Here is a 16504-nt window from a genome sequence, read left to right as displayed (position 1 = left end):
AATGACTTCGTGGTCACTTCACTGGCGCGCCGAGGACAGCCAGGGGGCGGGATCCACGGCCTGTCCGGCCCGGCGGATCTCGAAATAGAGGTAGGCGCCCTTGAGGGAGCCCGTATCCCCCACCTCGCCCACCACGTCGCCCGCGACCACCCGGGCCCCCACCTGCGGGACCACCGTGCCCAGGTGCGCCATCAGCGAGTGGTAGCCACCGCCATGGTCCAGGATGAGCAGGTTGCCATAGCCACGCATCCACCCCGCGTAGGCCACAGTGCCCTCGGCCACCGCCTTCACGGGCGTCCCCGAGGCGGCGCGGATGTCCACGCCCTTCTGCACGGTGACGGTGTTGAAGCGCGGGTTCACCACCTTGCCGAAGCCCACCTCGATGGTGCCCGGAGTGGGAAACGGCAGCTTGCCCTTGAGTGCCCCGAAGCCGGAGGCGGCCGGCCCCTCGTTCATCTCCTGGATGACGCGGGTCAGGTCCGCGTCCGCCAGCTCCAGCTCGCGCACCATGCGCCGCGCCAGCTCGGCCTCGCCCTTGATGGCGCCCACCACCTCCTCCAGCGCCTCCTGCTGCGCCCTCGCCAGCGCCGCCTGCTCCCGGAGGAAGCCCAGCCGCACGTCCAGCGAGCCCTGCAACCGGCGCAGCTCGGCCGCCGCCTGCCGCCTCAACCGCGCCACCCGCTGCACCGTGCGCAGCAGCTTCAGGTCCTCCTCCAGCGTCGCCCGCAGCGCGCGCGAGCGCCACACCATGGCGGAGAAGTCCTTCGCGCTCAGCAGCACCTCCAGCGGCCGGCGCCGCATCAGCCGGTACATCCCCCACAGCCGGGGAGAGAGCCGGCGCATCTGCGCGCGCAGCATCTCCTGCGTCACCGCGTCCTCGTGCTCGGCCACGGCCAGCCGCCTGCGGAAGACGGCCACGTCCCGCTCCAGCGTCTTCACCCGCTGCGAGCTGGTGGCCGCCCGCTGCTCCACCATCTCCAACACGTCCAGCGCGGACACCTTGCGGGACTCGATGAGCGCGAGCGCCGCCCGCTGCGTGGCCAGCTTCTCGCGCACCGCTCCCCTCTGGGACTCCTCGTCCGCCGCGGCCGACTCGTCCTGCGCGAGGGCCGCCGCACCCCACAGCAGCAGCGAGAGGAGGACGAGCCGGCTCATACGCGCAGGAAGCGCCCCACCGCGATGAAGCTGCCACCCAGTCCCAGTCCACAGCCGGCCGCCAGCAGCTCCAGCGCCGTGCGCGGCTCCAGCAGCGCCACCATGCCGCCGGACCCCACCAGGAAGGAGAAGAGCGAGGCCAGCCCCGGTCCCACCAGCCGGTCGAAGGTGAGCAGTCCCGCCAGCGCCACCATGGCCCCGAGCAGCCCCTGCAGCAGGCCCTCGATGAGGAAGGGCGCCTTGACGAAGCGATCCGTCGCGCCCACCAGCTTCTGGATTTCGATCTCCCCGCGCCGCGCGTAGATGGCGAGCTGCAGCGTCGCGGACACGATGACCACCGTGGCCAGCAGCACCACCGCGAAGGCCACCCACCCGCCATAGCGCAGCGCCTTCGAGATGGCCGAGAGCCGCTCCACCGCCTCCTCGCCGTAGTCCACGCCGGTGACGCCGGGCAGCGTGCGCAGCTCCTGCGCCAGCGCCTTCAGCGCCCCAGGGGTGCGCCGCTCCTGGGGAACCTCCAGCTCCAGCGAGGGCGGCAGCGGGTTCTCCGGCATCTGCGCCAGCGCCTCGCCCAGGTCGCCCAGCTCACGGCTCAGCCGCTCGAGCGCGGCCTGGGGCGGAACCAGCGTGGCCCGGCCTCCACTGGTGGCCTCCATGCGCTCGCGCAGCACCGTGGCCCCCTCCTCGTCCAGCTCGGGGGACAGGTACACCGTCACCTGCACCTCGCCACCCAGCGAGCCGATGAGCCCCTCCACCATCCGCCCCAGGGCCTGGGCCAGCCCCGCGGAGAAGAGGGCGATGGCGATGGTGATGACCGCGATGAAGTGGACGAACGGCGCGTGCCGCAGGCCCGAGGCCGCCGAGCGCCAGAAGTAGGCCGCCTTCGCCAGCGCGCTCATCCCGCCGCCATCCTCCGGGCGGCCTTCACACCGTCCTCGTCCGACACGATGAAGCCCCCCTCCAGCCGCAGCGTGCGCTTCTGGTAGCGGGTGATGAGGCTCGTGTCGTGCGTGGCCACCATCACCGTGGTGCCCCGCACGTTCACGTCCATCAGCAGGTCCATGATCTCCAGCGTGAGCGCCGGATCCAGGTTGCCCGTGGGCTCGTCGGCCAGGAGGATGGTGGGATCGTTCACGAGCGCCCGGGCGATGACCACGCGCTGCTGCTCACCACCGGAGAGCTTCAGCGGCATGGAGTCCGCCTTGTGCCGCAGGCCCACCAGCTTGAGCATCCGCTCCACGCGCTCGCGCGCCTGGGCCCGGGGCACGCCCAGCACGTCCAGGGCGAAGGCCACGTTGTCGGCCACCGTCCGGTGCGGCAGGAGCTTGAAGTCCTGGAACACCACGCCGATGTTGCGCCGCAGGTAGGGGATGGCGGACTCGCGGATGCGCGCGATGTTGCGCCCGCCCACGAGCACCTGCCCCTTGGTGGCTTTCTCCGCGCAGAAGATGAGCTTCATCAGCGTCGTCTTCCCCGCGCCCGAGGGCCCGGTGAGGAAGACGAACTCGCCCTTCTGCACGTGGAGGTTGATGTCCGAGAGGACCGGTGGGTCCCCGGGATACGCCTTGTAGACGTGGAACATCTGGATCATCGGCGGGGCGATCATGTCCCCCGGACTCACGGAGGGCAAACGCACGGCCACCGAAGTCCGGGACTACTGGTTGTTGTCCTCGCCCGCCAGGTAGCTGAGGATGACCTCGTCCAGGCTCTTCTCGGAGATGAGATCCTCTCCGAAGAGCGTCTCCACCCCCACCTCGTTGATCTTCGGCGCGACCTTCAGGGCGCGCGCGGCGGCGATCTCCGGAGGGACGTAGGCGGCGGGAGGCACGACGGGGGCGGCGGGCTTGCTGACCGGCGGCACCTGGCCCGGCTGCATCCGCGTGGCGGCGGCGTCCTCGGCCGAGCCGAGCTGGCCCGGCTGGTAGTGGCGTACCCCCGTCGTGTCGAAGCCGTCGTACACGCCGTTGATGAGATTGCGCAGCATCTCCTTGTGCTGCTCCTCCATCAACTCACGCACGACCTCGGCGAGGTTCTCCGCGTTGAGGATGTCGGCGTACGACGTCTTCTTCGACGCGAGGATGTTACCGCCCACGAACAAATGGGTGATGATGTGGGGGTTGTTGACGCCCGAGTCCTCGGTCTGGACGTGGTAGACCTTCCCCTTGTACTTGATGTTGTGGTTGAAGCCTGTGACGGCTTTTTCGAAGGTTTTCGCCATGCCCGAGTGCGCGGAACGTACCAGCGGGGGATGGGCGAGACAAGGAACGCGTCAGCCGGACCTGACTGAATGCCTGCTGGCCGCCCAGCTGGAAGGCCGGGCACCTGGATGGTCCACCAGATGACTTCGTCGAAAATCCCACTGCGGGTACACTGCGCGCGCCACCGGGGGGAAAGGCAGCCGCCGGAGCCAACCAACCGCGACGGGAATCGACGATGAAGAACGAGCTCAAGAACCAGCTGCGCCAGCAGGACGCCAAGGCGTTGGCCCAGGGCTACTCGCCCGCCATCCGAGCCATGGACATCGCCAGCATCGTCACCTTCGTGGGCCTGGAGTCCGCTCTCGTCTGGCGGCTGTGGAGCGGCGCCCACACGGGCCCCTGGCTGGTGCTCTGCGCCGTGCTGCTGGGCTACCTGGCGGCCGACTTCGTCTCGGGCGTCGTCCATTGGATGGGCGACACCTGGGGCTCCACCGAGATGCCGGTGCTGGGCAAGGCCTTCATCCGGCCCTTCCGTGAGCACCACGTGGACGAGAAGGCCATCACCCGCCACGACTTCGCGGAGACCAACGGCAACAACTGCCTGGTCTCCATCCCCGTGGCCATCCTCGCGGTGGTGCTCCCCCACTCCAGCCCGGGCTGGGTGTTCGTCTCCACCTTCCTCGGGGCGATGATCTTCTGGGTGATGGCGACCAACCAGTTCCACAAGTGGTCGCACATGGACGAGCCGCCCGCGCTCATCGGCTTCCTGCAGCGCGTGCACCTCATCCTGCCGCCGGCCCACCACCAGATCCACCACACGGCGCCCTACAACAAGTACTACTGCATCACCGTGGGCTGGATGAACAAGCCGCTGGCGATGATCGGCTTCTTCCCCGCCATGGAGCGCCTCATCACCTGGGCCACGGGTCTCATCCCCCGCAAGGACGACATCGGCACGGAGGCGGCCCTGGAGCTCTTCGAGGCCACCGCCAGCGCCGAGCCCCCGGTCGTCCAGGCCGCCAAGGAGCTCCTCGAGGCCACCACGGCCGAGGAGCCCAAGCCGGTGTCTTCCGCGCGGCCGTCCTGACGCGCGGCGGATTCGGGGGGCCCGCCTGTCGAGCCCCCCTTCTTCAGAAGGACAGGTCCACCTGCTCTGCGGAGTGGATGGGACGTCCCAGGAAGCGCGCCCCTACCTCCACGAAGCGCTCCGGCACGTCCGTGACGAAGTAATGGTGCACGGGCGGATCCCCCGCCGCCGCCAGCAGCCCCTGCTCCTCGAGCAGCGCCGCCACCATCTCGGCGGTGGCCTCGGCCGAGTCCACCAGCGACACCTGTGGCCCCACGGCCTCGGCGATGACGTCCTTGAGCAGCGGGTAGTGGGTGCAGCCCAGCACCAGGGTGTCCACCCCGCTCCGGGCGAAGTCCGCCAGGTACTCGCGCGCCACCAGCCGGGGCACGTCGCCCCCCAGCCACCCCTCCTCCGCCAGCGGCACGAAGAGCGGGCAGGCCCTGGCCTTCACCCTCACCCCCTCGGACCCCGCCGCTGCCTCCAGCTCGCGCTGGTAGGCCCCGGAGCGGATGGTGCCCGGCGTCCCGATGACGCCCACCCCGCCCCCGCGCGTGCGCCGCAGCGCCGCCCTCGCACCCGGGGCAATCACCCCCACCACCGGTACCGGCAGCGCCGCCGACAGCGCCGGCAGCGCCACCGCCGAGGCCGTGTTGCACGCCACCACCAGCAGCTTGATGCCGCGCTCCAGCAGGAAACCCGCGTTCTTCAGCGAGTAGCGCGTCACCACCTCGCCGGACTTCGTGCCGTAGGGCACCCGCGCGGTGTCACCCAGATACAACGTGCTCTCATGTGGGAGGTGGGACATCAGCGCCTTGAGGACGGTGAGCCCTCCGACGCCCGAATCGAAGACCCCGATGGGACCGTGGCTGTTCTGCCGCATACCCGGCCTCCCTATCACGTTTGATGCCAACGCCAGGTGCCCGCCCGAAAAGCAAGGAGGGCCGAGGCGGATGCCCCGGCCCTCCGGAAGGCAGGCGAGCTGCCCGAAGACTAGTTCCGACGCGGCAGGAAGAGGGTGTAGGCGTCGCCTTCCGTCTCCTGCACGAAGGCCGTCACCGGGCGCGAGGGAGGGCTGTTGTACCGGTTGGTGTAGAAGACGCCCCCCGGACCCGTGCCATCCATGATGACCGTGTAGTACCCGGGCCGCAGGAAGTTGTAGATGATGGGGGCGCCGTTGCAGGGGTGCACGTCACCGGCGTCACCGTAGACGTACTGCTTCCGCGTCTCGTCGTAGAGGTGGATCGTCACCTGCGTGACGCCCGACTGGGCGCAGGTCTTGGAGATGGAGCCGTCGATGAGCTCCCAGCGCAGCGACAGGCCACCCACCGCGTTGAGGCCGTACGAGACCGAGATGGGGCTGCCGGCCTGCGTCGTCAGCGTGCTCGTGCGGTGGTAGAAGGGCTCCTCACCCGCGCTGGTGACACGCACGCCGACGAGCTCGATGGTGTGCTGGCCGGGCGCCAGGAAGGGCGACTGGACCTGCGCGCTGCCCGTCCCTTCGGCGCACGAGAAGCGCGCCCACTCGCCGTTGTCGATGCGCGCATCCACGTGCGTCACGCCGGCCTGGTAGCAGGAGGGGTTCGGGCTGGAGGTGTTGCCCTCGAAGGACCAGGAGATGTACGCGAAGGAGCCCGGGCTGCCGTTCGGCGTGAGGGTGGTGCTCACCCGCACGTCCCCGTTCACCGAGAAGGTGCCACCGGACCGGTAGAGGACCTGGTCGGTGTAGCTGAGGGCCTCGAGGGTGTAGCTGTAGTTGCCGGGCACGAAGTCGTGCAGGACGATGCCGTCCACTCCCGCGGTGTTGCAGGCGTAGATGCCGCCGTTGAGGAGCGTCTCGCCGGGGATGGAGATGCGGATCCTCCTGACGTCCGGCGTATCCGCGCACCGGCCCGCGCCCTCGCTGGCGAAGGTCCACAGGAAGGTGACGTCACCCGGCTGGCCGTTGGGGACGTTGCAGCAGGTGTCATCGTCATGGTCGACGATGATGCAGCCCGTGCTGGCCATGGTGAGACAGAGGAATGCCGCGAGGAGTCTGGCGTTCATGGGAAGCCCTCGAGAGGGTGGGTTCGGGGTAGGGGGGACAGGCATGCGGCCCGTCACACAGACCCTCGGACGCCCTCTCTCGGGAATTATTCAATCCTCTGCGTCAGCAGCCAGACAACCCCCCCGCCCCCTCCGGGTTTGTTTGACCACCCCCCACCCAGGTGTTACGGCCAGACCCCCATGTTGATGCCCCGTTTCCCCCTGGCGCTCGGCGCCATGAACTACCTGCAGATCCTCCGTGACGCCTCCTTCCTGGAGCTGGGCGTGCTGGGCCTGCTGATGGTCGTCTCGGTGGCGTCCTGGGCGCTCATCGCACTCAAGCACACCCAGCTGTCGCGCGCCCGGACCCAGTCCCTCGCCTTCCTGGACACCTTCTGGAAGTCCTCCCGGCTGGAGGCCATCTACCAGGACGCCCAGAAGCTGGATGGCTCGCCCCTCTCCAAGGTGTTCTGCGCCGGCTACGAGGAGCTGAGCAAGCTGGCCCAGACCAAGGAAGGCGCCGAGGGAGCGATGGCCGAGCGGCTCGGCGGTATCGAGAACGTGGAGCGGGCGCTCAACCGGGCGTCCACCACCCAGCTCACCGACCTGGAGGCCCGGGTGTCCTTCCTGGGCACGGTGGGCGCGGCGTCCCCGTTCGTGGGCCTGTTCGGCACGGTCATCGGCATCCTGAACGCCTTCAACTCCATCGCCGAGCAGGGCAACGCCACGCTGGCGACGGTGGCGGCGCCGGTGGGCAACGCGCTCTTCGCCACGGCGGCGGGCCTGTTCGCGGCCATCCCCGCGGTGGTCGCCTACAACTCGTTCATCAGCCGCATCAAGGTGTTCGACACGGAGATGGCCAACTTCTCCGCGGACTTCCTCAACATCATCAAGCGGCACTTCTTCCGCTAGGAGACGCACGCCATGGGCATGGGCTCCAATCGCGGAGGTGGCCGCGTCACCATGAGCGAGATCAACGTCACGCCCATGGTGGACGTGATGCTGGTGCTGCTCATCATCTTCATGGTGACGGCGCCCCTCATCCAGCAGGGCGTCAAGGTGAACCTGCCGGAGGCCAAGGCCGCCCCGGTGGAGGCCGCCGAGAAGAAGCTGGTGCTGTCCATCGACGCCCAGCGGCGCATCTACATCGGCGAGGCCGAGGTGCCGGTGGACGAGCTGGAGAAGAAGCTGGCCAGCAACGCCAAGGCGCAGGCGGACAAGGAGCTGTACCTGCACGCGGACCGGGACGTGCCCTACGGCGTGGTGGTGGACGTCATGGCCGCCGCGCAGCGCGCCGGCATCACCAACGTGGGGATGATCACGGACCCCGCGGCCGGGGGACGGACGTCCAACAAGGGCAAGAAGGAGGCGCGGCGCTAGCCCATGCACCCGGCCAATCAGTACAGCCTGCTCGTCCCGAGGCGCTCTCGCCTGGGACACTTCATCGTCGTGTCGCTCGTGGCCCATGGGTTGGTGCTGCTGGCCGTGGGGCTGTACGCCACCTTCTTCTCGGGCCCCCGGGTGCAGCTGGACCAGAAGCCCATCCGCGCCACGCTGGTGCGCCTGGGCAAGCCGCGTGACGAGAAGCTGCTGCCCCGCAAGGAGCAGCCGCGTCCGCCCCCACCCAAGAAGGTGGAGTCCCCCGCCCCGCCCACGCCCGCCGCGCCCGAGCCGGCCAAGGTGGCCGTGCCCGTACCCGGGATGAAGCCGGAGCCCGCCCCCAAGCCCGCGCCCCAGAAGGGCGAGACCCAGGGCGAGGACCGACGCAACCGGCTCTTCGGCGCCTTCGACAAGCTCGCCAAGCCCTCGAAGCAGGAAGAGGATCCGGAGGGCGCCGAGGATGGCGACCCGAACGGCGACTCCGCCACCGCCGAGGGCGAGCGCTATTACGGCCTGCTCTCCTCGCAGGTGACCCGCAACTACAACGTGGCGGACACCATCCCCGAGGACGAGCGCATGCGCCTGAGGGCCGCGGTCTTCATGCGCCTGAGCCGCACCGGCGAGGTCATCGAGGTCCGGCTGGCCAAGGCCAGTGGCAACAGCCTCTTCGACTCGGCCGTGGTGGCCGCGGTGAAGAAGGCCTCTCCCTTCTCCCCTCCTCCCGACCATCTGCGGGACTCGCTGCAGAAGAACGGCATCAACCTGGAGTTCAGCCCGTGAACGCGAAAGCCCTTCTCCTCTCGCTCGTCCTCCTGCCGCTCGCGGCCCTTGCCCAGGCGCCCGTCATTCAGATCTCCGGCGCCAACTTCCGGCCCCTGCCCCTGGCCGTCACCCAGCCGCTGGTGCAGGGCGAGACGGGCAAGGGGCCCGCCCAGGACGTGGACGAGGCGCTCATGTACGACCTGCGCGCCTCCGGCCTCTTCCAGGTACTGGACCGGGCCAGCTTCCTGGCGGACCCGAAGGAGGGCATGGTGGCGGGCAGCATCAACTTCTCGCGCTGGGCGGACGTGGGCGCCGAGTCGCTGGTGAAGTACTCGCTGGCCCAGGACGGCGGCGAGCTGAAGGCCGAGGCGCGCGTGTTCAACGTGGGCAGCGGCCGCGAGGAGTTCAAGACGGCCCAGAGCGCGCCCGCCGCGCAGCCGAGTCTGCTGGCCCACAAGGTCGCGGACGCCATCTACCGCCACTACACGCGCGAGCCGAGCCCATTCCTCTCGCGCATCACCTACGTGCGCAAGAGCGGAGCGAACCGGGACGTCTGGGTGGCGGACTGGGATGGCCGCAACGCGAAGCAGGTGACGCGCGGAGGCATCAACCTGCTGCCGACGCTCGGGCCAGATGGGTCGGTGGGCTACACCTCGTACCAGCAGGGCAAGCCGGACCTGTACATCCAGAAGCCGGACGGCGACACGGTGCGCATCAAGACGTCCGAGGGGCAGATGGCCACGGGCATCGCCTTCTCGCCGGACGGCAAGCGCATCGCCTACGCGCTGGCGGATGGGGAGAGCGCGCAGATCTGGGTGGCCGAGGCGGATGGGGACAACGCGAAGCAGCTCACCGACACGCGCTTCGGCATCAACACCAGCCCGGCGTGGTCACCGGACGGCAAGCGGCTGGCCTTCGTGTCCAACCGGGGCGGCTCGCCGCAGGTGTACGTGATGAACGCGGACGGCTCGGGCGTGAGGCGGCTCACCTTCCAAGGCAACTACAACCAGACGCCGGACTGGTCGCCGCGGGGAGATCTGATCGCCTTCACGGCGCGCGACGAGCGCAACGCGTTCGATCTCTTCACGGTCAACGTGGAGAACGGGAAGATCACCCGCCTCACGCAGGACCAGGCGAACAACGAGGAGCCGAGCTTCTCGCCGAACGGGCGCCTCGTCCTCTTCACCTCCACGCGAAACGGAGGGTCGAGGCTGTTCGTGATGACGCTGGACGGCAACAACCAGGTGGCGCTGCCCGGACAGGACAAGTCGGTGCTCACCACGCCCGACTGGGGCCGCTGAGCCAAACACCCACCCTCTCCCCCTGGGAGAGGGCTGGGGTGAGGGTATTCGGAAACCGTGCTGGCTCCGACGGTTTACCCTGCACTAACGTCGAACATGCTGCGCCCCCTTTCACCAGTCAGCGAAGGAGTCGGCATGAAGATGACGTCGAGGATCGTGGTCTCCTGCGTGTCCGCCATGGCATTCGTTGCCGCGTGGCTCCCGGCCGCCGCATCCGCGGCGGACGGTGAGCGCGATGCAACCCCGGCCAACGTCTGCAGCGTCGCCAACGTCGAGGAAGGCACCCAGAACGAAGCGCGGGAGTCCCGTGCCGAGCAAAGCACGGAGCAGGGAAGCGGAAGTGGCCTGCTGGCCGGCTACTGCTACCTGGACTGTTCGCGTTGCTCGACGAACCAGGACTGCTGGAGCCGCGGAGCCGGGAATTGCACCAGCATTCCGCTCTGCGTCCAGTCCGAGCCGCTGGCCACCCTGAAGTAGCGAGGACGCGGAAGTCCCTCCCTCTCCCTCTGGGAGAGGGCTGGGGTGAGGGTATCGGGGAAACCGTGCTGGCTCCGGCGGTTTGCCCTGAACTAACGTCGAACATGCTGCGCCCCCTTTCACATCAGCGAAGGAGTCGGCATGAAGATGACGTCGAGGCTCGTGGTCTCCTGTATGTCCGCCATGGCATTGGTTGCCGCGTGGCTCCCGGCCGCCGCATCCGCGGCGGACGGTGAGCGCGAGGCAACCCCGGCCAACGTCTGCCGCGCCGCCAGCGTCGCGGAGGAACCCCAGAACGAAGCGCGGGAGTCCTCCGCGGAGCAGAAGTCGGAGCAGGGAAGCGGAATCGGCCCGGTATCTGGCTTCTGCACCGTGGACTGCTCGCAGTGTTCGACAAGTAAGGACTGCTGGAGCCGCGGAGCCGGGAATTGCACCAGCATTCCGGCCTGCGTCCAGTCCGAGCCACTGGCCACCCTGAAGTAGCAAGGACGCGGAAGCCCCTCCCTCTCCCTCTGGGAGAGGGCTGGGGTGAGGGTCTACATTGCGCCCACCATGGACGCGTCCCCCTTCCGCACCCACTGGTCGCTCGATCCCGAGGTGACCTTCCTCAACCACGGCTCCTTCGGTGCCTGCCCCACGGCGGTGCTGGAGGAGCAGTCCCGGCTGCGAGCCCGCATGGAGGCCGAGCCGGTGCGCTTCCTCCACCGGGAGCTCGAGGCGCTGTCCGACGCGGCGCGCGCGGCGCTCGGGAGCTTCCTGGACGCGGACCCGGACGACCTGGCCTTCGTCAACAACGCCACCACGGGCGTCAACACCGTGCTGAAGTCGCTGCGCTTCGACCCGGGTGACGAGCTGCTCACCACGGACCACGAGTACAACGCCTCCAGGAACGCGCTCGACTTCGTGGCCAGCCGCTGGGGCGTGAAGGTGGTGGTGGCGAAGCTGCCCTGGCCCGTGCGCTCGGCCCAGGCGGTGGTGGACACGGTGCTCTCCCACGTCACCGCGCGCACCCGGCTGCTGCTCATCGACCACATCACCAGCCAGACGGCCCTGGTGCTCCCCATCGCCGAGCTCATCCGCGCGCTGCGCGAGCGGGGCGTGGAGACGCTCGTGGACGGAGCCCACGGGCCCGGGCAGGTGCCCCTCTCCCTGCGCCAGCTGGGCGTCGCGTACTACACGGGCAACTGCCACAAGTGGCTGTGCGCGCCCAAGGGGGCCGCCTTCCTCTACGTGCGGAGAGATCTCCAGCCGGGCATCCGCCCCGTCGTCATCAGCCACGGGTACAACTCGCGGCGCGAGGACCGCTCGCGGTTCCGCCTCGACTTCGACTGGCTCGGCACGGACGACCCCACCCCCTTCCTCTGCGTACCCAAGGCACTGGAGGTAATGGGCGGCATGCTACCCGGCGGCTGGCCCGAGGTGATGGCCTTCAACCGGGCCAAGGTGCTGGAGGCACGCGCCTTCTTGTGCCAGCGGCTCGGGGTGGCCCCCCACTGCCCCGAGGAGCTGGTCGGCGCCATGGCCACCGTGGCCCTGCCCGACGGCTTCCCGGAAAAGCCCTCGGCGCTCGGGTTGGATCCGCTCCAGGACCGGCTCCTCTTCGAGCACGGCATCGAGGTGCCCATCACCCCCTGGCCCCGGCCCCCCCACCGTCACGTGCGCGTGTCCGCCCAGCTCTACAACTCGCGGGCGGAGTACCAGCGGCTGGCCGAAGCCCTGGTGACGCTGCTGCGCTGACCGGACACTGATTCGGGCCGCACATCCGCGCCCGGGTGCCATTGGAACACAAGGGTCCCAGGGGGATAAGATTGTCACTCAAACGTCCCCTGGCGAGCGCGGTCACCCCACATGGCGAGAGACCCCATCCCTGATGCAACGCGGGGCGCTCCCGGAGGAGCCGCTCCCGAGAAGCGTGGTGGGGTACGCAGCGGGCTGTCCTCGTGGCTGGCGGCACGACTGGACTCGTTCCTCTCGGAGGAACTGCGGACCTCCCCCCTGGTGCACGCCCGTTCCCGGGTGATGATGGCAGCGGCCTGCATCATGGCCCCGTTCACCCTGCTGTTCCTGCTGGCGGCCCCCCATTCGGTGACCAGCGCCTCCGTTGGCTCGGTGGCGCTGCTGCTCTATCTGGGAACACTGGCGCTGACACGCAGGGCCACCTCTCTGACAACACCCGCGACGCTCCTGTGCCTGGGCATGTCGGTGGCGTTCATCGCCGGCGCCTTCAGCCTCGACGGCACGACCTATGCCAGCACGCACGCCGTGCACATGATGCTGGCCGCGCTCTCGGTGTACCTGCTCGGGCCTCGCCGAGGGCTGTTCATCACCCTCCTCCTCATCCTGGGACTGGGGATCCTCCGTCCGCTCCACCATGTGGAAGTCAGCCGCGGGGGCGTCTCGCCACCGGACCCGTTCTACTGGCCGATGCACCTCTTCGCTTCCTTCGCCCTGCTGGGCGCCTGGGCGCTGAGCTCGTTCAACGGCACCGAGAGGGACGAGGCCCAGGAGAGGCTCGAGCGCACGCTCGATGAGCTGCGCGACAATGAAGGCAAGCTGTCCAGCGTCTTCGAGAGCACCGACGACATGCTGTCCTCGATCGATCTGCAGGGGCGGCTGCTCACCGCCAACCCGGCCCTGCGGGAGATGTACCGCAAGCGCTACGGCCAGGAGCTCGTCCTGGGACAGCCCCTGCCCATCCCCATGACGCCGGAGAACATCCGGCTCTGGGAGCAGCGCATCGTCCAGGCCTTTTCCGGTCAGCGCATGAGGTTCGAAGAGGAGTACGAGGCGGGCGCCGGGCACTACGTATTGGACATCCGCCTCAGCCCCATCCGCGGCGCGGGTGGACGGATCACCGGCGTGACGATCGTCTCCCGCGACATCACCGCCCGGAAGGAAGCCGAGTCGCGCATGGGCGAGATGCACCGCACCCTGATGGATGTCTCCCGTCAGGCGGGCATGGCGGAGATCGCCACCGGGGTGCTCCACAACGTGGGCAACACCCTCAACAGCATCAACGTCTCCACCGGAGTGCTGGCCGACACGTTGCGCAAGTCGCACGTCGCCGGCCTGGCCAGGGCCACCAGCCTGATGCGCGAGCACACCACGGAGCTGGGCACTTTCCTCACCACCGATCCCCAGGGGCAGAAGCTGCCCGCCTACCTCTTCGCCCTGTCCCAGCAGTTGCAGGAGGAGCGCGACGCCATGAGCCAGGAAGTGCGCGCCTTGAGCCAGAGCGTCGAGCACATCAAGTCCATCATCGGCATGCAGCAGAAGCACGCGCGCGTCGCCGGGAGCCAGGAGCAGCTCTCCATTCCCCAGCTCATCGACGAGGCGCTGCGCCTGCACGCCATCTCCTTCGAGCGGCTGGGCATCGCCATCGAGCGCGACTATGCCCAGCTCGCTCCCATCCTCGTCGACCGGCACAAGCTGCTGCAGATCCTCGTCAACCTGCTGAGCAACGCCCGCCACGCGCTGCTCGAGAGCGAGCAGCGGGACAAGCGACTCACCATCCGCGTCCAGCCCTCGCCCGAGGGCAAGAACCTGCTCATCCAGGTGGCGGACAACGGCCAGGGCATCGCTCCGGAGCACCTCCCGCGCATGTTCACCCTGGGCTTCACCACCAAGAAGACCGGCCACGGCTTCGGGCTGCACATGAGCGCCCTGACCGCCACGGAGATGAAGGGCCGGCTCACCTGCACCAGCCCGGGTCCGGGCCAGGGGGCCACGTTCACCCTGGAGTTGCCCATGAAGGGGCCGTGACCCGTACCCGGAGTCCCAGCGGCTGGCGGAAGCTTTGGAGGCGCCGCCGCGCTGGGTAGACTCGGCGGATGCCTCGTTACGCCACCATCGACGTGGGGACCAACTCGGTCCTCCTGCTCGTCGCCGACCGCCTGCCCGATGGCCGCTTCCAAGCGGTGGAGGAGCGCGCGGAGATCACCCGTCTGGGCCGCGGCGTGGACAAGAGCCGCCGCCTGTCGCCCGAGGGCATGGAGACCACACTCCAGGTGCTGTCCGACTTCGCCAGCCAGGCGCGGCGCCTGGGCGCGGAGGCCATCGCCGTGTCCGCCACCAGCGCGGCGCGCGACGCGGAGAACGGCGCCGAGTTCCTCTCGGCGGCCAGGGACCGCGCCGGGGTGACGGTGGACATCATCTCCGGCGAGCTGGAGGCGCAGCTGTCCTTCACCTCGGCGTACGCGGACTTCGGGCGCGACGCGGCCGGGCCGCTGGTGGTGGTGGACATCGGCGGAGGCTCCACCGAGTTCATCTACGGTGACGCGCAGGGCCGCGTGGCCTTCCGGCACAGCTTCGACGTGGGCTCGGTGCGCATGACCGAGCGCTACGTGCGCACGGACCCGCTGTCCGCCGAGGACCGGGCCCGCGTGGAGTCGCACCTGCGCGAGACGTTCTCCGCGCTGCCCCCCTGCCCTCCGGGCGCACAAATGGTGGGCATCGCCGGCACGGTGACGACGCTCTTCACCCTCCAGCACGCCATCGACCCGTATGACTCCGCGCGCGTGCACGGCGGCACCCTTTCGCGCGCCGAGCTGGAGGCCCTCGCGGACAAGCTGTGCCGGATGCCCCTGGCCGAGCGCCAGGCCCTGCCCGGCCTCCAGCCCAAGCGCGCGGACGTGATTCCCGCCGGAGCCCTCATCCTGCTCGAGGGCGTGCGTGCGCTCGGGCTCGAGCGCTGCCTCGTGAGCGATCGAGGCCTGCGCTGGGGCCTGCTGGCGCACCGCTTCGGAGCCACCCGTTCATGAGCACCTCCTCCGCCGTGGCCACGCCCAACTCCTCCGCCCCCACCGCCGCGCGCTCGGGTTACTACGCGCTGCTCATCCTCTCGCTCATCAACCTGGTCAACTACCTCGACCGGTACATCGTCACGGTGGCCCTGCCGTACATCCAGAAGGACTTCCAGCTCAACAACACGCAGTCGGGAATGCTGGGCAGCTTCTTCATCATCGTGTTCATGCTGGCCTCTCCGCTGGGCGGGTTCCTGGGAGACCGCATCCAGCGGCGGTGGCTGGTGGCCGCGGGCGTGGTGCTGTGGAGCCTGGCGACGGGGGCCTCGGGGCTGGCGACCACCTTCGGCATGCTGATGGTGGCGCGGGCCTGCGTGGGCATCGGCGAGGCGGGGTACGGCGCGGTGGCCCCGTCCATCATCTCCGACCTCTTCCCGCGCGAGCAGCGCACGCGGGTGCTGTCCCTCTTCTACATCGCCATCCCCGTGGGAGCCGCCGCGGGCTACGGGCTGGGCGGGTGGCTGAGCGAGGCCTACTCGTGGCACATGGCCTTCTTCGTGGGCGGCGCGCCGGGACTGGTGCTGGGCGCGATGGCGTTCTTCATGCCCGAGCCCGAGCGCGGGGCCATGGATGGGCCCGAGGCCCAGGCGAAGCTGCCCTTCCTCGTGGGGCTCCAGGGGCTGGCGCGCAACGCCCCCTTCTGGTGGACCACGACGGGCTACACGCTGATGACGTTCGCCATTGGAGGGCTCGCGTTCTGGCTGCCCTCCTTCCTCGTCAACGAGCGCGGGCTGGCCGCGGACAAGGCGGGCTTCCTCTCCGGCGCCGTCACCGCCCTGGCGGGCCTGCTCGGGACGATCGCGGGCGGCTGGCTGGGCGACAAGATGGACCGGCGGATGCACGGCGGTGGCCTGCGCATGTCGGGGGTGGGGCTGCTGCTCGCCGCGCCGCTCATGTTCCTGGCGGTGAAGGTGCACGCGCTCGGGCCGATGTTCGCCATCATCTTCCTGGCGCAGTTCCTCATCTTCCTCAACAGCGGCCCCATCAACGCGGCCATCGTCAACGGCGTGCCGCCGGCCTTCCGCGCCTTCGCCATGGGGCTGAACGTGCTGTTCATCCACATGCTGGGTGACGCCATCTCGCCCACCGCCATCGGCAAGCTGGCCGACCTGTCCAGCCTGGGCTTCGCCATCGAGCTCAATGCCATCCCGGTGCTGCTGGGCGGACTCGCCCTCCTGATGGCGGGCAAGCTGTTCAAGCACGTCACGGCGTGAGCCTCCGCGCCGGGTGTCTCCGGCGATACGGAACGAGAGAGAGACCAGGACATGGACCGGGCATCCCGGTATGTCGAGGCCCGAGCCGGGTCATCCCGGCCCGACATCGACCTGCTGGAGACTC

General features: G+C 69.3%; 17 protein-coding genes. 11 read left to right on the top strand and 6 right to left on the bottom strand.

Annotation, left to right across the window (positions count from 1 at the left end; all coding sequences use genetic code 11):
• Positions 1–18: 18 nt before the first annotated feature.
• The 4 genes from JRI60_RS12290 to JRI60_RS12275 form a co-directional block, all read right to left on the bottom strand.
• The gene (locus JRI60_RS12290) at positions 19–1155 is read right to left on the bottom strand and encodes a murein hydrolase activator EnvC family protein (protein WP_204226036.1); all 1137 of its coding nucleotides are present in this window, start codon (positions 1153–1155) and stop codon (positions 19–21) included.
• Entirely contained in the window at positions 1152–2054 is a 903-nt protein-coding gene (locus JRI60_RS12285; RefSeq protein WP_204226035.1) for a cell division protein FtsX, read from the bottom strand. The genes JRI60_RS12290 and JRI60_RS12285 overlap by 4 nt, the downstream gene beginning before the upstream one ends.
• Positions 2051–2746 (bottom strand): cell division ATP-binding protein FtsE, encoded by a 696-nt coding sequence (ftsE, locus tag JRI60_RS12280; RefSeq protein ID WP_204228913.1) that lies wholly within the window; start codon positions 2744–2746, stop codon positions 2051–2053. Before ftsE ends, JRI60_RS12285 begins: the two co-directional genes overlap by 4 nt.
• Before the next feature lie 63 nt (positions 2747–2809).
• The gene (locus JRI60_RS12275; RefSeq protein ID WP_204226034.1) at positions 2810–3373 is read right to left on the bottom strand and encodes a hypothetical protein; all 564 of its coding nucleotides are present in this window, start codon (positions 3371–3373) and stop codon (positions 2810–2812) included.
• A 215-nt stretch (positions 3374–3588) separates the two neighbouring features.
• Here JRI60_RS12275 and carF point away from each other — a divergent pair, with 215 nt between their 5' ends.
• Positions 3589–4440: a plasmanylethanolamine desaturase gene (gene carF / locus JRI60_RS12270; RefSeq protein WP_204226033.1), complete on the top strand. Its 852-nt coding sequence runs from the start codon at positions 3589–3591 to the stop codon at positions 4438–4440.
• A gap of 43 nt (positions 4441–4483) precedes the next feature.
• Here the strand turns inward: carF and murI are convergent, their stop codons facing one another.
• Both murI and JRI60_RS12260 read right to left on the bottom strand, forming a co-directional pair.
• Entirely contained in the window at positions 4484–5302 is an 819-nt protein-coding gene (murI, locus tag JRI60_RS12265; protein ID WP_204226032.1) for a glutamate racemase, read from the bottom strand.
• A 110-nt stretch (positions 5303–5412) separates the two neighbouring features.
• Positions 5413–6465: a hypothetical protein gene (locus JRI60_RS12260; protein WP_204226031.1), complete on the bottom strand. Its 1053-nt coding sequence runs from the start codon at positions 6463–6465 to the stop codon at positions 5413–5415.
• Positions 6466–6648: 183 nt separating this feature from the next.
• On the opposite strand from JRI60_RS12260, the gene JRI60_RS12255 reads away from it, so the two are divergent.
• The 10 genes from JRI60_RS12255 (at position 6649) to JRI60_RS12210 (ending at position 16380) form a co-directional block, all read left to right on the top strand.
• Positions 6649–7356, top strand: coding sequence for a MotA/TolQ/ExbB proton channel family protein (locus tag JRI60_RS12255; RefSeq protein WP_204228912.1), 708 nt, complete (start codon positions 6649–6651; stop codon positions 7354–7356).
• 12 nt (positions 7357–7368) lie between these two features.
• Positions 7369–7824: a protein TolR gene (tolR, locus tag JRI60_RS12250; RefSeq protein WP_204226030.1), complete on the top strand. Its 456-nt coding sequence runs from the start codon at positions 7369–7371 to the stop codon at positions 7822–7824.
• A 3-nt stretch (positions 7825–7827) separates the two neighbouring features.
• Positions 7828–8604, top strand: coding sequence for an energy transducer TonB (locus JRI60_RS12245; protein ID WP_204226029.1), 777 nt, complete (start codon positions 7828–7830; stop codon positions 8602–8604).
• Positions 8601–9887 carry a Tol-Pal system beta propeller repeat protein TolB gene (gene tolB, locus JRI60_RS12240; RefSeq protein WP_204226028.1) on the top strand — a complete coding sequence of 429 codons (1287 nt, stop codon included), beginning with the start codon at positions 8601–8603 and terminating at the stop codon, positions 9885–9887. The genes JRI60_RS12245 and tolB overlap by 4 nt, the downstream gene beginning before the upstream one ends.
• 135 nt (positions 9888–10022) lie before the next feature.
• Positions 10023–10364 (top strand): hypothetical protein, encoded by a 342-nt coding sequence (locus tag JRI60_RS12235; protein ID WP_204226027.1) that lies wholly within the window; start codon positions 10023–10025, stop codon positions 10362–10364.
• Between the two features lie 141 nt (positions 10365–10505).
• The gene (locus JRI60_RS12230; protein WP_204226026.1) at positions 10506–10847 is read left to right on the top strand and encodes a hypothetical protein; all 342 of its coding nucleotides are present in this window, start codon (positions 10506–10508) and stop codon (positions 10845–10847) included.
• A gap of 69 nt (positions 10848–10916) precedes the next feature.
• Positions 10917–12101: an aminotransferase class V-fold PLP-dependent enzyme gene (locus JRI60_RS12225; protein ID WP_204226025.1), complete on the top strand. Its 1185-nt coding sequence runs from the start codon at positions 10917–10919 to the stop codon at positions 12099–12101.
• A gap of 261 nt (positions 12102–12362) precedes the next feature.
• Complete coding sequence (locus JRI60_RS12220) at positions 12363–14126, top strand: ATP-binding protein (protein WP_239470474.1); 1764 nt, start codon at positions 12363–12365, stop codon at positions 14124–14126.
• A 68-nt stretch (positions 14127–14194) separates the two neighbouring features.
• The gene (locus JRI60_RS12215) at positions 14195–15124 is read left to right on the top strand and encodes a Ppx/GppA phosphatase family protein (RefSeq protein ID WP_204226023.1); all 930 of its coding nucleotides are present in this window, start codon (positions 14195–14197) and stop codon (positions 15122–15124) included.
• Positions 15121–16380: a spinster family MFS transporter gene (locus JRI60_RS12210; RefSeq protein WP_204226022.1), complete on the top strand. Its 1260-nt coding sequence runs from the start codon at positions 15121–15123 to the stop codon at positions 16378–16380. The genes JRI60_RS12215 and JRI60_RS12210 overlap by 4 nt, the downstream gene beginning before the upstream one ends.
• Positions 16381–16504: the final 124 nt, after the last annotated feature.

The sequence above is a fragment of the Archangium violaceum genome (assembly GCF_016887565.1).
In the GTDB taxonomy this organism is placed as follows: Bacteria; Myxococcota; Myxococcia; order Myxococcales; family Myxococcaceae; genus Archangium; species Archangium violaceum_B.
Note: the sequence above shows the minus strand (reverse complement) of the source record. Positions and strands in the feature narration are given on the sequence as shown.

What these genes read in the sequence shown, in the direction of transcription:
- JRI60_RS12225 (WP_204226025.1), top strand. Translation starts at nt 10,917, where the DNA reads ATGGACGCGTCCCCCTTCCGCACCCACTGGTCGCTCGATCCCGAGGTG.
- JRI60_RS12215 (WP_204226023.1), top strand. Translation starts at nt 14,195, where the DNA reads ATGCCTCGTTACGCCACCATCGACGTGGGGACCAACTCGGTCCTCCTG.
- JRI60_RS12230 (WP_204226026.1), top strand. Translation starts at nt 10,506, where the DNA reads ATGAAGATGACGTCGAGGCTCGTGGTCTCCTGTATGTCCGCCATGGCA.
- JRI60_RS12285 (WP_204226035.1), bottom strand. Translation starts at nt 2,054, where the DNA reads ATGAGCGCGCTGGCGAAGGCGGCCTACTTCTGGCGCTCGGCGGCCTCG.
- JRI60_RS12260 (WP_204226031.1), bottom strand. Translation starts at nt 6,465, where the DNA reads ATGAACGCCAGACTCCTCGCGGCATTCCTCTGTCTCACCATGGCCAGC.
- JRI60_RS12235 (WP_204226027.1), top strand. Translation starts at nt 10,023, where the DNA reads ATGAAGATGACGTCGAGGATCGTGGTCTCCTGCGTGTCCGCCATGGCA.
- JRI60_RS12275 (WP_204226034.1), bottom strand. Translation starts at nt 3,373, where the DNA reads ATGGCGAAAACCTTCGAAAAAGCCGTCACAGGCTTCAACCACAACATC.
- ftsE (WP_204228913.1), bottom strand. Translation starts at nt 2,746, where the DNA reads ATGATCCAGATGTTCCACGTCTACAAGGCGTATCCCGGGGACCCACCG.
- JRI60_RS12210 (WP_204226022.1), top strand. Translation starts at nt 15,121, where the DNA reads ATGAGCACCTCCTCCGCCGTGGCCACGCCCAACTCCTCCGCCCCCACC.
- carF (WP_204226033.1), top strand. Translation starts at nt 3,589, where the DNA reads ATGAAGAACGAGCTCAAGAACCAGCTGCGCCAGCAGGACGCCAAGGCG.
- tolR (WP_204226030.1), top strand. Translation starts at nt 7,369, where the DNA reads ATGGGCATGGGCTCCAATCGCGGAGGTGGCCGCGTCACCATGAGCGAG.
- murI (WP_204226032.1), bottom strand. Translation starts at nt 5,302, where the DNA reads ATGCGGCAGAACAGCCACGGTCCCATCGGGGTCTTCGATTCGGGCGTC.
- JRI60_RS12290 (WP_204226036.1), bottom strand. Translation starts at nt 1,155, where the DNA reads ATGAGCCGGCTCGTCCTCCTCTCGCTGCTGCTGTGGGGTGCGGCGGCC.
- JRI60_RS12245 (WP_204226029.1), top strand. Translation starts at nt 7,828, where the DNA reads ATGCACCCGGCCAATCAGTACAGCCTGCTCGTCCCGAGGCGCTCTCGC.